The sequence below is a fragment of the Leptolyngbya sp. O-77 genome, assembly GCF_001548395.1.
In the GTDB taxonomy this organism is placed as follows: Bacteria; Cyanobacteriota; Cyanobacteriia; order Elainellales; family Elainellaceae; genus Thermoleptolyngbya.
This window is the reverse complement of the sequence record NZ_AP017367.1, coordinates 5,448,818-5,464,179: the sequence shown is the minus strand read 5'-3', so window position 1 is coordinate 5,464,179 and position 15,362 is coordinate 5,448,818. Positions and strand designations below refer to the sequence as shown.

At 57.4% G+C, this 15,362-nt stretch carries 12 protein-coding genes and 1 tRNA gene; 8 read left to right on the top strand and 5 right to left on the bottom strand.

Features of this window, described 5'->3' with window-relative positions; genetic code table 11:
• Window positions 1-69: 69 nt before the first annotated feature.
• Together O77CONTIG1_RS23020 and O77CONTIG1_RS23010 are read right to left on the bottom strand one after the other, a co-directional pair.
• Window positions 70-2,322, bottom strand: coding sequence for a peptidoglycan D,D-transpeptidase FtsI family protein (locus O77CONTIG1_RS23020; RefSeq protein WP_084783089.1), 2,253 nt, complete (start codon window positions 2,320-2,322; stop codon window positions 70-72).
• Window positions 2,323-2,435: 113 nt separating this feature from the next.
• A complete protein-coding gene (locus O77CONTIG1_RS23010; RefSeq protein WP_068515694.1) occupies window positions 2,436-2,888 on the bottom strand; it encodes a hypothetical protein in 453 nt (150 codons plus the stop codon).
• Between the two features lie 50 nt (window positions 2,889-2,938).
• Between O77CONTIG1_RS23010 and O77CONTIG1_RS25080 the strand changes: the two genes are divergently transcribed.
• On the top strand, window positions 2,939-3,094 hold the full coding sequence (locus O77CONTIG1_RS25080; RefSeq protein WP_156435618.1) for a hypothetical protein: 156 nt from the start codon (window positions 2,939-2,941) through the stop codon (window positions 3,092-3,094).
• A gap of 930 nt (window positions 3,095-4,024) precedes the next feature.
• Complete coding sequence (locus O77CONTIG1_RS23005; RefSeq protein ID WP_068515691.1) at window positions 4,025-4,714, top strand: hypothetical protein; 690 nt, start codon at window positions 4,025-4,027, stop codon at window positions 4,712-4,714.
• Window positions 4,715-4,732: 18 nt separating this feature from the next.
• Here O77CONTIG1_RS23005 and O77CONTIG1_RS23000 read toward each other — a convergent pair whose 3' ends face one another.
• The gene (locus tag O77CONTIG1_RS23000) at window positions 4,733-7,066 is read right to left on the bottom strand and encodes a cation:proton antiporter (RefSeq protein WP_068515689.1); all 2,334 of its coding nucleotides are present in this window, start codon (window positions 7,064-7,066) and stop codon (window positions 4,733-4,735) included.
• Between the two features lie 344 nt (window positions 7,067-7,410).
• Between O77CONTIG1_RS23000 and O77CONTIG1_RS22995 the strand changes: the two genes are divergently transcribed.
• Window positions 7,411-8,328, top strand: a complete 918-nt coding sequence (locus O77CONTIG1_RS22995) for a M23 family metallopeptidase (RefSeq protein ID WP_068515686.1) — start codon at window positions 7,411-7,413, stop codon at window positions 8,326-8,328.
• A gap of 534 nt (window positions 8,329-8,862) precedes the next feature.
• Here O77CONTIG1_RS22995 and O77CONTIG1_RS25290 read toward each other — a convergent pair.
• A complete protein-coding gene (locus tag O77CONTIG1_RS25290; RefSeq protein WP_172799746.1) occupies window positions 8,863-9,147 on the bottom strand; it encodes a hypothetical protein in 285 nt (94 codons plus the stop codon).
• A 22-nt stretch (window positions 9,148-9,169) separates the two neighbouring features.
• On the opposite strand from O77CONTIG1_RS25290, the gene O77CONTIG1_RS22990 reads away from it, so the two are divergent.
• Window positions 9,170-9,868, top strand: a complete 699-nt coding sequence (locus O77CONTIG1_RS22990) for a COP23 domain-containing protein (protein WP_068515685.1) — start codon at window positions 9,170-9,172, stop codon at window positions 9,866-9,868.
• Between the two features lie 127 nt (window positions 9,869-9,995).
• Window positions 9,996-11,558, top strand: a complete 1,563-nt coding sequence (ggt, locus tag O77CONTIG1_RS22985; RefSeq protein ID WP_068515681.1) for a gamma-glutamyltransferase — start codon at window positions 9,996-9,998, stop codon at window positions 11,556-11,558.
• Window positions 11,559-11,617: 59 nt separating this feature from the next.
• On the opposite strand, the gene O77CONTIG1_RS22980 is transcribed toward ggt, so the two are convergent.
• A tRNA-Arg gene (locus tag O77CONTIG1_RS22980) sits at window positions 11,618-11,691 on the bottom strand.
• 384 nt (window positions 11,692-12,075) lie between these two features.
• Here O77CONTIG1_RS22980 and O77CONTIG1_RS22975 point away from each other — a divergent pair.
• The 3 genes from O77CONTIG1_RS22975 (at window position 12,076) to O77CONTIG1_RS22965 (ending at window position 15,317) form a co-directional block, all read left to right on the top strand.
• Window positions 12,076-12,747 (top strand): Npun_F0813 family protein, encoded by a 672-nt coding sequence (locus O77CONTIG1_RS22975; protein WP_068515678.1) that lies wholly within the window; start codon window positions 12,076-12,078, stop codon window positions 12,745-12,747.
• 239 nt (window positions 12,748-12,986) lie between these two features.
• Window positions 12,987-13,979, top strand: coding sequence for a hypothetical protein (locus tag O77CONTIG1_RS22970; RefSeq protein ID WP_084782935.1), 993 nt, complete (start codon window positions 12,987-12,989; stop codon window positions 13,977-13,979).
• A gap of 261 nt (window positions 13,980-14,240) precedes the next feature.
• Window positions 14,241-15,317 carry a hypothetical protein gene (locus O77CONTIG1_RS22965; protein WP_068515675.1) on the top strand — a complete coding sequence of 359 codons (1,077 nt, stop codon included), beginning with the start codon at window positions 14,241-14,243 and terminating at the stop codon, window positions 15,315-15,317.
• Window positions 15,318-15,362: the final 45 nt, after the last annotated feature.

Genomic DNA, 15,362 nt, shown 5'->3' with positions numbered 1-15,362 from the left:
GTTCTTCCCTCTTCGTTCTTCCCTCTTCGTTCTTCGTTCTTCCCTCTCCTCTCCCCTTTGCCCCCGCCATCACTCCTCTACCACCGTCGTATCTGGAGCCTTGCTGGGCGAAATCAGGTCAATGCGAATCAGGGCTTCCATGACATCGCGGGCAATCGGCGCGGCAACGGTAGATCCGTAGGCATTGTCCCCTTGGGGTTCGTCGATGACCACCAGCACCGCATAGCGAGGAGCCTCAACCGGAAACAGGCTGACGAAGCTGGTAACGCGGGCAACGTTGTCGTAGCCGCCCGTGGCGCTGGCTTTTTGAGCCGTCCCCGTTTTGCCAGCAATGCGATAGCCAGGAATCTGCGCGGGCGTGCCTGTGCCTTCTTCGACAGCCTTTTCCATCATGCCAAGTACGGCCTGCGCCGTTTCACGCGAGAAAACCTGCTTGGGCGGCGCGTATTGGGGCTGCCAGTGGGGTTTGCCGCTGCTGTCAAACAGCCCTTCGACGACGTGGGGCGTGACCAGGAAACCGCCGTTGGCGATCGCCCCATGCAGCCGCAGTAGTTGCACCGGAGTTAGGCTAAAGCCCTGGCCAAAAGCCGTCACCGCCACCTCTACCGGGTCGCCCAAAAACTGATCCCGTTTTTTCAACTGGCCGGCTGTTTCAAACGGCAGATCGATCCCCGTGGGCTTGGCCAGTTCGATCTTTGCCAGCCAGTCGTAATAAATCTCCGGCTTCAGCGTTTGCATGATTCGCACCATGCCGACGTTGCTAGAGTGGGCAACGATTTCCCCGACGGTTTGGGAACCCCGCGCCGCGCCGTCGCTGTTCTGAATCGGCCAGGGGCCGATGTAGATCCGCCCTTCATCATAAAAGCTGTCGTTGGGGCGGACGGTGCCGGCTTCTAGGGCGATCGCCACGTTAATCGGCTTAAAGGTCGATCCCGGTTCGTAGGGGTCGGTCAGCAGCCAGTTGCGGAGCTGATCCATCGGGTAGGTGTAATACTGATTGGGGTCAAAGGATGGCTCCGTCGCCATCACCCGCAGCGCCCCCGTTTGCACCTCCATCACCAGCACTGCGCCTCGCTTTGCGCCAAATTCGGTCATTTTTTGCTTGAGGGCTGTGCGAGCAGCCTGCTGAAGCCGCCGATCCACCGTCAGTTGCAGCCGCAGGTCGTCTTGCTTTAGCACGTAGCTGGGAATTTCGCCGGGCTTAACGAGATCCTTTCCGCCGCGCAAAAAGCGGGCCACCTGGTTTGACCGCTCCAGGGCTGCTCGCTGGGTATACTCCACACCCGCCTGCGCTTCTCGATCTAGGTTGACGTAGCCCACCACTTCCGCCAGCAGGTCTTGCTGTGGGTAGAAGCGCTGCTGGCGGGGAAGCAGTTCTAGCCCGTCCAGCCGCAGGGCCCGAATTCGGTCGGCGGCATCTTCCGATAGACCAAAACTAATTTCAATGCCACTTTCCTGCTGATCAAACAGATTGGCAAGTTCCACAGAGGGTTGGTTGAGGATGGGGGCGATCGCCTCGGCCACCTCATCCTTGGACTTTTTGAACAGCTTGGGATGGGCGTAGAGCATATAAACCAGCCGATCCACCGCCAGCGACGTGCCCCGGCGATCAACAATGGGGCGGCGCGGCAGAATCGGCTGTAGCCTCACCGTCTGCTGAGCCTGGGCGCGGCTGGATAGCACCTCTGCCTGGAGCACCTGCAAGCGAAACAGGTTTGCCGTCAGCCCCACTGCGCCAAGGGTCAACACGCCCCACACCACCAGCATCCGCGCCGCCGAGGGATGGCTGGTAGGATCGCTCCGACGCGGACGCACAGGCTTCGACGCTGGGCGGGCTGTCGATCGAGGGACTGTCTGTCGCTTTCCCGGCTGGGGGCGCGATCCCGACGGGTTCACACAGGGTTGGGGGAATCGAGCAGAATGGACCGGACTTGCTGGATCAGGCTTTCTCTGACGGGGCGATCGCCCCTGGGACGCACCCCCCAGAGATGCGCCTGCCAGCGATGCACGCCGCAATGGTTGCCGGGGCGATACGACTGAACGGGCCGTCCGCTGGGCCGCAGACCGAGTTGCCCCTTGTCCGGGCGCTTCGCGAAGCGATCCCTGCGGGAATCGCCCCTCGCCCAGATCATGGAGAACCTGCCAGGCTGCGTTCAGCGATCGCCCGCACTGCCGCAGCAAACGGCGGATAGAGATGCCCGGAGAGCGGCGCGGCGCGTCAGGGATTAGATGGCCCGTTGTCTTAACGGGCTTAAGAGAACGCTTGCCAGCCGCACGCTGGGATCGGCGAAGACCAGAGGGTGGGGGAACCGATTGGGGCATGACAACGCCAAAAAACACTGAACAAGAAAATGCCCCGTCGAGATGGGCAAGCCCGATTTGATTTCGCAAGCCTGAAGTTTGCCCAGATACTGCGCCAACCCAAGCCGCTTTGGCTAATACGCCATTGGCACGTCTACGGGCAGAGGCGGTACAGCAGTCTCTGGGGCTGGGCTTTGGACTGGGCTTTGGGCAGGAGTGGGCGACGGTGCAGGCAGAAAAATCGCGCTTTCGGGCGTAGGTAAGATTAACCCAGAGTCGGGGCGTTCGGCCTGGTTCGCAAGATGCTGCCGCAGGGTTTCGCTGGCTGCCGTTAGCTGGCGTTCTTGTCGCTCTAGCGCTTGCATCCGGTCAAATTCGCCACGCCAGAGATGCTGGATGTAGACCGTCCAGCCATACATGGCAAAACTCAGCGTCACCAGCCCCGTTGTAATTACGGTAGAGGCCCGCTGCGTTCGCAACAACTGATTGAGCCAGCGCGGTTTTCGGGCCACCGGAATGGACTGAACCACTGGGCGATCGCCCTGTTGCCGAGTAGACCGAGCCAGCCGCCGCCCAGTTTGTTTCATCTTCGGCGGCGGACTGAAGGAAGCTGGTTGGAGTGTCGCCCCAGATCTGGGTGACGCAATCAACTCCACCGACGGCGATTTTCGGACAGGACGCGAAGACAGCGGAGCCAGTTCTCCCCGCTGAGGAAATGGGGCAAGTTTGTCACCACCATTCGCCGACGCTGCGTCAAACCGCCTGGGAATGGGACGATGGGCCGTTCGAGTAGACACGGGAGGGCGGCGGCTTCTGGCAATAGGACGGGGTGCAGCGGTCATAATTAAAGTACAGGCGATCCGAGCGCAGCGTTGTTCCAATCATAGTGGAATAACTCAAGAGCGGAACAAGTCCTGTCCAAGAAAATCTCCCTAAAAATATTCCCGAAAATCCCGATTCTGAGTTGTGACTCTAAGTTACGACTCCGAGTTGTTACAAAGTTCGACGCGACATCCATCAAACTTCCTGAGAATTGCTATACCTAAGACATGGTGTGTGGAATTTGCCCAGCAGCATCCTCGGAGATAGTCGTCTTTTTCTCGTTACCTTTGATCCGTTGCCTTTAATCTTCAGATCTTGAAAGCCTACAGATCGTAAGGTCGCTTGTTTTTGTCGTCTGTCGCCTTGCTGCACTCTATCAGTCAGAGTTTGACAAAGGTTTTTGACAAAAATCTCACAAAAAGGACTTACGCACTCGCAATTGGCTTTGAGGTTTGTTTGAAGGGTTACTTACGGATTGCTCATGGGCTATGCCTGCTAGAAATCCTTCAATAAATGCCTTTAATAATGCCTTTAATAATGTCAGGTCTACCAAACCTAAAACCTGAGTAAGCCTGAGCTTTCCCTCCAAATGGGTTGGAACCTCTACGGGTTTGAGTTCAACCTTGAATTCAATCTTATTGGTATCTTTTTGAACCTAATTTGGCTTAACCCAACTGAAAAAATCGTTGATGTTTGGACTGGATTTGGATCGGGTCCAAGCAGCGGTTTGATTGTAGCCTTGTGCTGATACGGGTGCTAACAAGTGCTTTCGGCGCTGGGTTAGAACAGGCAATCAGCCGGATTCTCTAGTGAATTGTGATTCAGCAGTTTGCCCCTTTTTAGAAAATTGCCTCTTTGAATTGCCTTTTTGAAAACACCGTTTTTGAGTTGCTTGCCCACCATGAACCAGCCGCCTGTCCAGCTTGACCCGATTGACAGCCCCTTTCCCGTTCCCTGGAATTGGGTGCTGACGACCCAAACTGAAGCGCCAGCCGGCAGCCTGCACACCTATCGCACGTCGGCGCTGCTATCGCCGGATGGTCATTACATTGCCTATAGCCGATTGCAAATGCAGGTCGGCACTGACATCAGCCGCAGCCGGGTCAGCAGTGCGCTGTTTGTGGAACATTTGCAGACCCGCGAGCTGCGAACCGTGTCGCCGACTTCGCCTCTGTCGAATAATCCCTTTGCTGAGCAGGGTGAGTCGGATCTGGCGGGCAGTATTGCGATCGCCCTTCCAATAGCCTGGTCAGAGACGGGCGATCGCCTTCTGTGTCGAGAGTTTGAATCGCGCTTTGCCGCCAGCCATGCATCGGACTATGCCGTGGTGTGGGAGCAGTTTTCGGGCAATGTCTACACGCTTGCGCCCAGCTTTGTGAACTATACCAATGCGGTGCTGCTGGGCTGGAGTCAGCAGTATCCTGATCGGGCGCTGTTTCGCTGCTGCAATCTTGGCGATCCCGAAGTTCACTATTGCACGGTCGATCTGCGGGGACAAACGCACACTGCGACCGAAGACCAACCCTTAACCTTCGGGCTGATCAAGACGCATCTCTGGTCGGGGCCTCAGGCTAGCTCACGGGCCAGCTAGCACACGACCACGTTTGATTCAAGAAGCCTCGCGATCGCCCTGAGCGACAGCATCTCTGACAGGCACGCTGAGCGTAGGTGGAGACAGCGCAGGCAAAATGGGCGAAGCAGCGGTGATCCACTGATAGGCGTGGTTGAGGTGATAGAGCGTGCCGCAGAGCAGCAGGCGATCGCCTGCCTGAATTTCGATGGAGCCGTCGGGAAAGCGGATGAACTGTCCCTCTCGACGCACCGCCTGCACCTGCACGGCGTAGGTCTGCGTCAAATCCAGATCGCCCAGGGTTTGCCCCGCCAGCGGACTGGCATCAGGTACAGCAACCCACTGGCAGGAGAGGTCTTTGGCGGGCACGGGCACTTCCCCAGTGGCCAGATCCTTGAAGGTGGCAATTTCTGACGCATCGCCCACCAGCAGCAGGCGATCGCCCGATTGCAGCACCGTTTGCGTGTCGGGATAGTCGATGCGATCGCCCTCTCGCCGCTGAATCGCCATCAGGCTCACGCCCGCAATCCGCCGCAGGTCTGCCTCTTCGAGCGTCATACCCGTCAGCGGCGACTGGTCGGGCAGGGCATACCATTTGCTGTTCATGTCCTGTGTGGCGGCCTGGAGATCGCGAGATACGTCTTTGGAATCTTGCTGGGGGCGCAGTTCCCGATAATGGCTATTGCGAATTTCGGCTACTTCTTGCAGTACCTCGGTCATCGATCGCCCGGTGCCGATGAGCAAATGAGCCGACAACTCCAGGCTGGCTTCAAACTCTGGCTGTACCACCTCTCGTGCCCCAAGCTGATACAGCAGTTCGATGTCTTTGTCTTGGGCGGCGCGAACCACCACGTCCAAATCGGGCGCTAGTTCGAGCGATCGCTTCAAGCACAGGCGCGTACTCATGGCATCCGGCAGGGCGATCGCCATCCCCCGCGCCTGCTCTACGCCCGCCGCCGTCATTACATGCACACTGGCCGCATTGCCATAAACGTAGGGAATCTGCTCCTCTCGTAGTTTCTGAATTTGCTGCTCCGACTGGTCAATCACCACCACAGGATAGTTGTTCTCCCGAAGCAGGCGGACGATGGTGCGACCCACCCGCCCATAGCCACAGACCACGACGTGATCTTTTTGCGGCAGCGCCTCTGAAACCTCTTGCGGACCTTCGCCGCCCTCCAGCCAGTTGCGAAGCGCCGGAACCGACTCCGCCCAGGCAAACACTTTGGGCACCAGCCGCAGCACAAACGGCGTAAACACCAGCGTGACCGCAGTTGTGCCCAAAATCAACAGATATACCTGGCGCGACACCAGCCCCAGCACTTGCCCTTTACTGGCCAGCACGAAGGAAAATTCGCCAATTTGCGCCAGTCCCAGGCCGGTGATCAGCGCCGTCTTCAATGAATAGCGAAAGGCGCGAACCAGCGGCGCAATGATTAAAAACTTGCCCACAAAGACCAGCGCCACTAGCCCCAAAATTAGCTCCAGGTTCTCCCAAATGAAGCGGGGATCGATCAACATGCCCACGGCTGCAAAAAACAGCGTGGCGAAAATATCTCGAATCGGCTCTACGTAGGTGAGGGTCTGGTCGGCGTATTCCACTTCGGAGATCATCAGACCCGCGATGAACGCGCCCATCTCAATCGACAGACCCAAATACTCCGTCAGCAGGGCAATGCCTAAGCACAGCGCCACCACACCCAGCAGAAACAGTTCGCGGCTCTCGGTGCGGGCTAGCAGGCGCAGCAGCGGTGGAATCAGCCAGATTCCAGCGGCGATCGCCCCGCCCGCAATCATCGCGGTCTTCAGCAGTGCCACGCCCACCGCCGCGCCAATTTCGCCCGACGGAGCCTCCAGCGCAGGCAGCACCGCCAGCATCAGCCCCAGAGCCAAATCCTGCACCACCAAAATGCCCAGCATGACGCGCCCATGCAGGGTTTCGGTTTCGTTGCGCTCCATCAGGCACTTTAGGACTACTGCCGTAGAAGACAGCGACAGAATTGAGCCAAGGAAAACGCCCTGCGTCGGCGACGTGACCCAGCCAATGCCGACCGACACCAGCGCTGTAATGCCAATCGTGGAGAGGATTTGCAGCGCCCCGCCGCCAAGGCTAATGGCCTGCACCTTTCGCAATTCGTTCAGCGAAAACTCGACCCCCAGGGCAAACAGCAGAAACGCCGCGCCAAACTGGGCCAGCGTTTCTACCTGAACTAGCTCTTTGACCAAGCCCAGCCCCGCCGGCCCGACGATTGCCCCACCCAGCAGGTATCCCAGCAGCACGGGCTGTCGCAGCAGCGCCGCCAGCAGCCCACCCCCAGCTGCCGCTGCTAGCACCACGACTAAATCCACAATGAGACGAAAATCTTCTTGCACTGGGTTGAAGGATTCCTCCTGTCTTAGAGGGTTTCTGGGTTCTTGCAGATACCTTGCAGATACCTTGCAGATACCTTGCAAATACTCAGAAAAATTAAAAAACTTAATCTTCTTTTACTTTAGGGCAATCTCCGGTTTCACGGAATGGCGATCGCCCAATGCCCACAGATCCGTAGTGCAGATTTCTAACAGCGCTTTAGATACAGCCTTTTGGTATTGCTTCTAACGCTCTGGGATCAGCCGGACACAATCCTTTTTGGACCTTTTTGAACTCAGACTTAGACTTGGACGGGCGATCGATGGTAACCTTCTGGGCAACCACTGTCGAGTTTTAGCGCCTTGCCATGACTCCTCTCTTCAAAGTCCGGTCGCTTTCGGTAACCGCAGCTTTTCGCAAGCTCCATCAGGGCCGTCAAATGCTTCTGGGGGCTGGGCTAGGGGCGATCGCCCTGCTAACCATCCTGATCATGCCTGCCCAGGCAACCGATTGGCAAATCTCGCCGACCAATCCCCGCCTGGGGGACACGATCGCCGTCGTGCTGCGGCCCACGGCTCCTAGCGAAGCCACACCCACCGTCACAATGGACGGCACAGCCTATCCCGTGTTTCCACTCAGTGGCAACCGCTATCGGGCGCTGCTGCCCACCACGCCGCTCGACCGGCCGGGGCGCAAGGTGATCCAGGTGTCGGGTATGGGGGAACCGCGAAACCTAGCGATCACGCTGCGCGATCGCTCGTTTCCCGTGCAGCGGATTCGGGTGCGGGGCGGCGGCTCTGGCGGCACCGAGTACGAATTTTCTCGCGTCAATGCGCTAAAGCAAATCGTATCGCCGGAGAAGCACTGGCGCGGTGCATTTGCGCGTCCTGCGGCCGGGCGGGTTAGTTCAGAATATGGCGTGCGGCGCTACTATAATGGCGTGTTTGCCGAGAACTACTATCATCGCGGCGTAGACTATGCAGGTGGACAGGGTTCACCCGTCGTGGCTCCAGCAGCGGGGCGTGTGGTGCTGGTGGGTCGCGTAGAGGATGGCTTTGTGCTGCACGGCAACTCCGTTGGCATTGACCACGGCCAGGGCGTTAGCAGCATCTTTATCCACCTCAGCCGCATCGACGTGCAGGAGGGCGATTTTGTGCAGCCGGGCCAGCGAATTGGGGCGATCGGCGCAACGGGTTCTGCAACCGGGCCCAACTTGCACTGGGGGTTATTTGTCAATGGCAAGTCCGTCGATCCGGTGCCCTGGCGCAATCAGGGGTTTGAATAGTCCTGCCGTGCAGCCTGATTTTTCACAAAATTGACCAGAAAATTGGCGAGATTGCCCTCGTTTTCTCCGGACAGGCTGCCCTGAACTCTGAAGCTATAGGTAGATGCACCCTGATTGAACCCTCCGGCTTCGGCCGGGGGTTTCTTTCTTTTTATGGGTTTTTTGCAGGATTTTTGCGGAATTTTTGTGGACGTTCCGATGGCGATTTGCGGTGTTCAAGTAGCAGATTTCAAGGCAGATTTCAGAACATGAAAAAAGGCTGACCCCATGAGCCAGCCCCTACCATGTTTGATGACGTTGTCTTTTTAGCTTGGAGAAAACCCGAACTGCGCGTTCCCAATTCGTGCAGAAGGGCGTGAGAAGACAGCCAGAAACGCTCCGAGCGGCCTGCTCTGAAATAAGCGATTCCAAACAGGTTATCTCAAAACAGGCACGGAATATTTCGCTTTCCTCCCTACAGGAGATTGTAACAAGAGACACAGCAATTTTGTTATAAAACTTTACGCCAATCCCTGCCTTTAGACATAACCCTACTTAATCAATGGACAAGTGAATCGGTGAGAAGCTGGTTTTAAGGGCGATCGCCCTCCCCCAAGGCGCTTCTCCAGGCTTAAACCCTGTGAGCAAAGTTTGGAGCCTTGTCCCAAACCGGGGCTGATTCAGGCACTTTTTCTGAGGCGACCCGTCCAGGGTTTGTATAGAACTGGGCCTAACAGGTGACTGAATCGATGGAATCGGTCTGGCAACGGATTGCTGGGTGATGGGCGATCGCCCCTGTTCCAGTCCCACTTCTTCTATTACCACTCCATTCGCAGGCACATCAGGAAAGGGAGAGCCTCACATGCGTCAACAATTTAACCTCTGGCAACGATTGGCAAGCACAGCAGGTGTCGCGGTAGTGGTCGGCATGGGGGCCATGACGATGCCCAAACCCGCCGCCGCGCAGACCGTGCCCAGTGGCACCCGCTTTAGCTGCCAGTTTGAAAATGGCGAGTATCAGGTGATGTATTCGCCCGCCAGCCAGCCGGGGCAGTTTTATCCTTGGGCACGGCCGACGACGCTGGGCGGCGGCTGGACGGCCGATCGCCGCTGTGCCGAGATTGCACGAAGGCTGGAATCTTATCGACCGGATGGGCTGACAGAACTGAAAACTGGGACGCTGAACGGCTATAACGTCGTCTGCGCCACGACCCAGCAAGTCCCCGACTGCCGCCTGGTGCTGACGGTGCCGCCCGGCCAAGACCCAATCATTGTGCGCGATCGTGTGTTTGAGAACCTGACTGTGGCCGACAGCGGTCAGCGCACCGAGGGCGTGACAACCTTCCAGGGGCGCGACGGTCGCCTGATTGAACAAATTGGCGATGTGCTGAATCTCCGCCTGCCCCGCAGCCGCAGGTCCTCTCCTGCACCCGCCAGCGGCATCAACCTGCGGCCGTTTCTCGACCCGGCAGACGGGGGCACGGGCGATCGCCTACGTTCTGCGGTTCCCGCCCGCTCAAACTCTGGTAGCTATCGGCTGAATCCAGATCTCTTTCGCTAGACCTGGCTTAGGGAGCAGGGGTTGGGTTTGAACCAATAGAGCAGCGAAAGCCTGCATAATAGGCTGAAGCCTGTGTGACTCGTTGTCAGCAGGCGAACCCTTCACCCCTCTATTTCAGACTTTCCTCATGCCCGCCAAGACCCGTGGCGCGATCGCCGCCGGACATCCCAAAACCGCCGAAGCTGGAGCCGAGATGCTGCGGCTGAGGGGCAATGCGTTTGATGCGGCGGCGGCGGCGATGCTGGCCTCCTGTGTCACAGAGCCAACCCTCACGTCGCTGGGCGGCGGGGGGTTTTTGCTGGCACACACGGCGGCGCGGCAAAATATTCTGTTCGATTTTTTTACCCAGACTCCGCGCCAGCGGCGACCCGTTGAGGCGGTCGAGTTTTATCCAGTGCTGGTGGATTTTGGAACGGCGGTGCAGGAGTTTCATATTGGCCTGGGGGCGATCGCCGTTCCGGGCACCGTGGCAGGTCTGTTTCACATGCACCGTCGGCTGGGGCGACTGCCGATGTCGGTTGTGGCAGAACCCGCGCTGCACTATGCCACAGCGGGTGTGGAAATGGGTGACTTCCAGGCTTACTGCTTTCGCATCTTGCGGCCAATTCTGCTGGCCTGTCCAAAAATGAGCCAACTCTGCACGCAGGACGGAGAATTGCTGCAAGCGGGCGATCGCTTCTATAATCCCGACCTGGCAGAAACGATCCGGCTGCTGGTGCAGGAGGGGACGCAGGCGTTTTATGAAGGTGACATTGCCCATGCGCTAGTCAAAGATTCCCAAACGCGGGGCGGCTATTTGTCGCTGGAGGATTTGCGCCAGTATCGCGTCATCGAGCGATCGCCCCTGATGACCCGCTATCGGGGTACCACGCTTGTCACCAATCCACCCCCCAGTTCTGGCGGCTGCCTGATTGCGTTTGCGCTGGCGCTGCTGTCTCAAGTCGAGGTTGCAGGGTACGAATTTGGCTCAGAGTCGCACCTGACGCTGCTGGCAGACGCGATGCGGCTCACCAACTTGGCCCGTGCCGATGGATACGACTCCCGGATTAACCAGCCCGATGTGGCAGAGCGCTTTCTAGCAGAGGCTCACCTGCATCGCTATGCCCAGCAGCTTTTGCAGACGGCCGGGGTAAACAAATGGGGCAGCACAACCCACTTTAGCGTGATTGACAGCGAGGGCAATGCAGCCAGCGTTACTGCGTCTAACGGTGAGGGATCGGGCTATACGATTCCGGGAACAGGCATCATGCTGAATAATATGCTGGGCGAGGCGGATCTGCATCCTGGCGGGTTTCACCAGTGGCCGCCTGATGCGCGAATTTCCTCCATGATGGCTCCGACGATGGTGCTGGCAGAGGGGATGCCGGAACTGGTGCTGGGGTCTGGCGGCTCCAATCGCATTCGCACTGCCATTTTGCAGGTGATTTCCAACGTCATCGATTTTCAGATGCCGATCGAGCAAGCGGTGAACTCGCCCCGTATTCACTGGGAAGCAGACGTGATGAATCTGGAGCCAGGGTTTGAGGTTCCCAACATCCAAACCCGATTTCCCTGGAATGGCAAGATCGTACCGTGGGAACAGCAGAATATGTTTTTTGGTGGGGTTCATGCGGTGCTGGCGAACCCGGATGGCAGGCTGACGGGTGCGGGCGATCGCCGTCGCAGCGGCTTTGTCGCGCGGGTTGAATAGAAACCTTCAGATTCCTTCAGCTTCTCAAACTTCAGACCTTAGCTTTTCAAAATCAAAAACGCCCCAGGCAGGACTCGAACCTGCGACCGACTGCTTAGAAGGCAGTTGCTCTATCCGGCTGAGCTACTGGAGCCAACGAAACCCTGGCTCACCCACATTTTTCGCGAGACCGTCAGGCAGCGTTAGGAAACCCAGACAAGGTGGGAAAACTAAACCAGCCCAAGCTGTAGCCTCCGCGTTTCATCCTATCAAAATTACTATACGCTTACTATACGATCCACCGCTTGCGGGGTCTTCCCCTGGAAGCGGTCTACTGTAAACGGTCTGTCTGCCATCTATTGACCGTCTGTCTAATTACCGTCTGTCTAAGCGCTCTGTCCAAAACCAGGTTCGTCTCAGTGCCCAGCGCTAAACGAATCCGGTATCAGGTGTACACTTAGACCAATCCAGTGTGTATCGCCCACCGAACGGCGGTTTTCCAACACCCCCGCCCTGACAGGAGTCAACCGGCCAAATCATGTTTATCTTAAAGCGGCAGGATGTTGAAATTACGAGCGTTCAACACCCCAAAAAAGATCAACAGATTCCTGTTCTGCACTATCAGGGACAGTCCTTTCGGCTGATCAGCGTGTTTAATGCAGCACAGGAGGAAGACGCAAAGGCGTTTTGGCGGGATTTGACGGATAACCGGGGCAAAGCCTGCGTGTTGCTGGAGGAGCCGGAGCGCTACAGCGTGTGGGGCAAGGTGCGACTGGATCAGCTTGCGGCGGACAGTGGCGACCAGGTGGCAACGGATGGCACCTCTCCAGCGCTGATTCAAGCATCGCTGCTGCTGCTTCAGGCGGTTTACATCGATATCGAAGACTTGCTGGGGGGTCGGCAGGCTGGGATCTTTCAAAAAGAAATTTCCAGCGTATTTCAGCAGTGGCGATTCCCTCAAACTGAGTCGCCGGATGCCATTAATCAGCTTTTGACGGTCGATCCGCTGGCATCGCTCCAGGTGCCGCCCTGGCAGGAGCATCATCTAAATACGCTGCTGCTGGAGTTGCTGCGCTTAGGCAAGGAGCATTTTGGGAATACTAGCTTCACAGGGCGGGTGCTGGATGCGCTTCAGGATATGTCTGAGGGCGATCGCACGCAGTTCTTAAACTGGCTCAAGCAGTCCCCTTCTGGAAAGGACTGGCAATAGCTGGCAGGTATTCGCAAGCATTCTTCGCGATCCTTCCTCGCGATTATTCGCGATTATTCATTGAGGGCGATCGCTCGATCAGTCAGACTCGTCGCCTTGCATTGTGGTCTAGTGCAGCTTTTTACCCTGCGGCTTCTTAATAAAGTTGCTATTGAGCGTCAAAACTGTGAAAAATTCTGTTTTAATTTGGCTATTCTCAACCCGCATCTTCCTGTGCCCTCCAGTTAAGGAGTGATTCTGTGGCTAAGAAAACCCCTGGCTCTTCCTCAGCCATCCCCGTGCAGACCATTGTCATCATCGCTATTCTGTGGGCGGTGTTTTCCCTGCTGTTTTTCCTGCTGTTTAGCGTACCGCTGCCGGGGAAGGGTCGCCCGGAGTGGTATGGCATTACGACCTATTTTTTGGAAAATATTGCCTTTTTGGGAGCGTCCATTCTCTGTTTTCGCAACTGGCGCAGTCCGCTAATTGTGAGTGGGCGTACTGTTTGGCTGATGATTGGGTTGGGAATGCTGTCTTTTTTTATCGGCAATTTGATTCTTGGACAGTGGGAAATTGGCTGGGGCAAGGAACCGGATGCGTCTCCCGCCGACCTGTTTTTCCTGCTGATGTATTTGCTGGTGGGCGCGGGTATGTTTTTGGCGGTGTCTTCGCGCAAGCTGAACCTGGCAATCTGGCAGTGGCTAGCGGTGATAGGCGTAGGGGTTTTGGGGGTTGTGATTGCCTGGTTTATCTACAACGGGGCAAGTGCGGCCGCCTCGGCGGCGGTCTGGATTGATCCTCCGGCGATCGCCCAAACTGCGCCCGACGCGGCCCCAGCGGCTCCAGCGGCTACCCCTGTGCCCGCCGAACCTGCCCCGGCCGCTGCGGCTGCCACCTCTAGAGTCCCCGGTTGGGCGGTGGCGCTCGAAGAAATCCTATCGCCGTTCTCGGATACCTTTGCGATCGCCTATGTGGCTGGAGATATCATTCTGCTGATGGCTGCGATGGCACTGCTGCTGGCGTTTTGGGGCGGGCGATTCTCGCTGTCCTGGCGCTTCATTGCCGCCGCTGCAATCTGCTTTTACGTTGCAGATATGTGGTTCCTCTACGCCACCCGCTACGTCGAGGGCTATCAAACGGGCGGCTTGCTGGAAGTGTTCTGGATTTTTAGCGCCTGCCTGTTTGCTATTGGTGCTGCGCTGGAATACGACCTGTCGAGCCGCTCTCGTCGGGGTAGTCGTCGCCGCGCCTGAGGGTTTTGGAACCCGCTCAGAGCTAGGTGAATCCAGAGGCAGATAAACCTGGAGGCAGATAAACTCCGCTTGTGTGCAGCGTGCATAAGGCGTAGTTGAGGCGGAGTTGCCAGGGTGTGGCCGCTTTTGTGAGGGTTTGACCGCAGACACTGAATTTTAGTTACCCTTGTACTGTTCCGTGCAAGGGTTAGGCAATTCTGAGTTACGATCAATCAGGTTTTTTCTTCAGTCCTCCCCGGTGGGGCGAGTGGTTAACGCGGCATGCCTCCTACAAAACTGACCGATTCTGACAAGCAAAAAATTCTGGCACTGTATCGCCAGTCAGACGAAACCACCACATCCCTGGCTCAGCAATTCAGCGTCAGTACCTCTACGATTAGCCGCATTCTGAAGCAAAGCCTGTCGGAAGCTGAATATGACGCGCTGATTCAGAAAAAGCGAGCCGCAGGCGGCAGCAGGTCTGACGTTGAGAACGCCGCCGACGTATCCACCGCTGTAGAAGCGGCAGAGGCCCTGAAATCAGAAGAAGATCCGCAGCCTCCCCAGCCAGACGTGTTTAGCGCCGTGCCCCAAGCCGTGGAGCCGGATGCGGACGAGATGGACATAGCCGAGCCGGACTCCGCACGCCGCGATGGTCGCCGCCAGCGCCGCCGTTCAGGGAGCGTTCCCCCCGAACCCAGCAAACCATCCACGGTTGCGCCGCCCAAACTGGCTAAAAAGAAGCGGATTGATGAAGATGGGGCGATCGCCTCTGTTGAAACGGCCTTCGCTGCGGACGCTGAGCTTGGGGGGGAGGATTCTTCGGAACCTGTCGTCGCTGAGCTAGAGGCAGTTGAGCGCGACATTTTGAAGCATGAAGGCGTTTTCACGGATATAGACGAAGATGAAGACGAAGACCTGGATGATGAAGACCTGACAGACGACCTGGATGACGATCTGGATGACGATCTGGACGATGACGATGACGGCTCCTTGCTTGACGCAGCCGTCGAGCTAGACGACCTGACGGGTGGACTGCACAGCAACATGCCGCTGCATATTGCGCCGCTCTCGGAAGCCAAACTGCCCAAGTCTTGCTATCTAGTGGTCGATCGCACGTCGGATTTGGTGACTCGGCCGCTCAAGGACTTTGCGGGGCTGGGGCTGATTCCCCACGACCAGGAAGAGGAGCGCACCCTGCCTGTGTTTGATAATCATCGGGTGGCCAAGCGCTATGTGCGGCGGATGCAGCGCGTGGTCAAGATTCCCGATGGTCAGGTGTTTTTGAAGGCCAGTCCCCATTTGCAGGCGAAAGGCATCACGCGCCTGCTGATCGATGGGCGGGTATATTCACTCTAGGCTTCTGCCTAGCCGGGGGGATGTCTGGGCGATCGCCCGGTGTTC

What these genes read in the sequence shown, in the direction of transcription:
- O77CONTIG1_RS23020 (WP_084783089.1), bottom strand. Translation starts at nt 2,322, where the DNA reads ATGCCCCAATCGGTTCCCCCACCCTCTGGTCTTCGCCGATCCCAGCGT.
- O77CONTIG1_RS23010 (WP_068515694.1), bottom strand. Translation starts at nt 2,888, where the DNA reads ATGAAACAAACTGGGCGGCGGCTGGCTCGGTCTACTCGGCAACAGGGC.
- O77CONTIG1_RS23005 (WP_068515691.1), top strand. Translation starts at nt 4,025, where the DNA reads ATGAACCAGCCGCCTGTCCAGCTTGACCCGATTGACAGCCCCTTTCCC.
- O77CONTIG1_RS22995 (WP_068515686.1), top strand. Translation starts at nt 7,411, where the DNA reads ATGACTCCTCTCTTCAAAGTCCGGTCGCTTTCGGTAACCGCAGCTTTT.
- O77CONTIG1_RS22990 (WP_068515685.1), top strand. Translation starts at nt 9,170, where the DNA reads ATGCGTCAACAATTTAACCTCTGGCAACGATTGGCAAGCACAGCAGGT.
- ggt (WP_068515681.1), top strand. Translation starts at nt 9,996, where the DNA reads ATGCCCGCCAAGACCCGTGGCGCGATCGCCGCCGGACATCCCAAAACC.
- O77CONTIG1_RS22975 (WP_068515678.1), top strand. Translation starts at nt 12,076, where the DNA reads ATGTTTATCTTAAAGCGGCAGGATGTTGAAATTACGAGCGTTCAACAC.
- O77CONTIG1_RS22965 (WP_068515675.1), top strand. Translation starts at nt 14,241, where the DNA reads ATGCCTCCTACAAAACTGACCGATTCTGACAAGCAAAAAATTCTGGCA.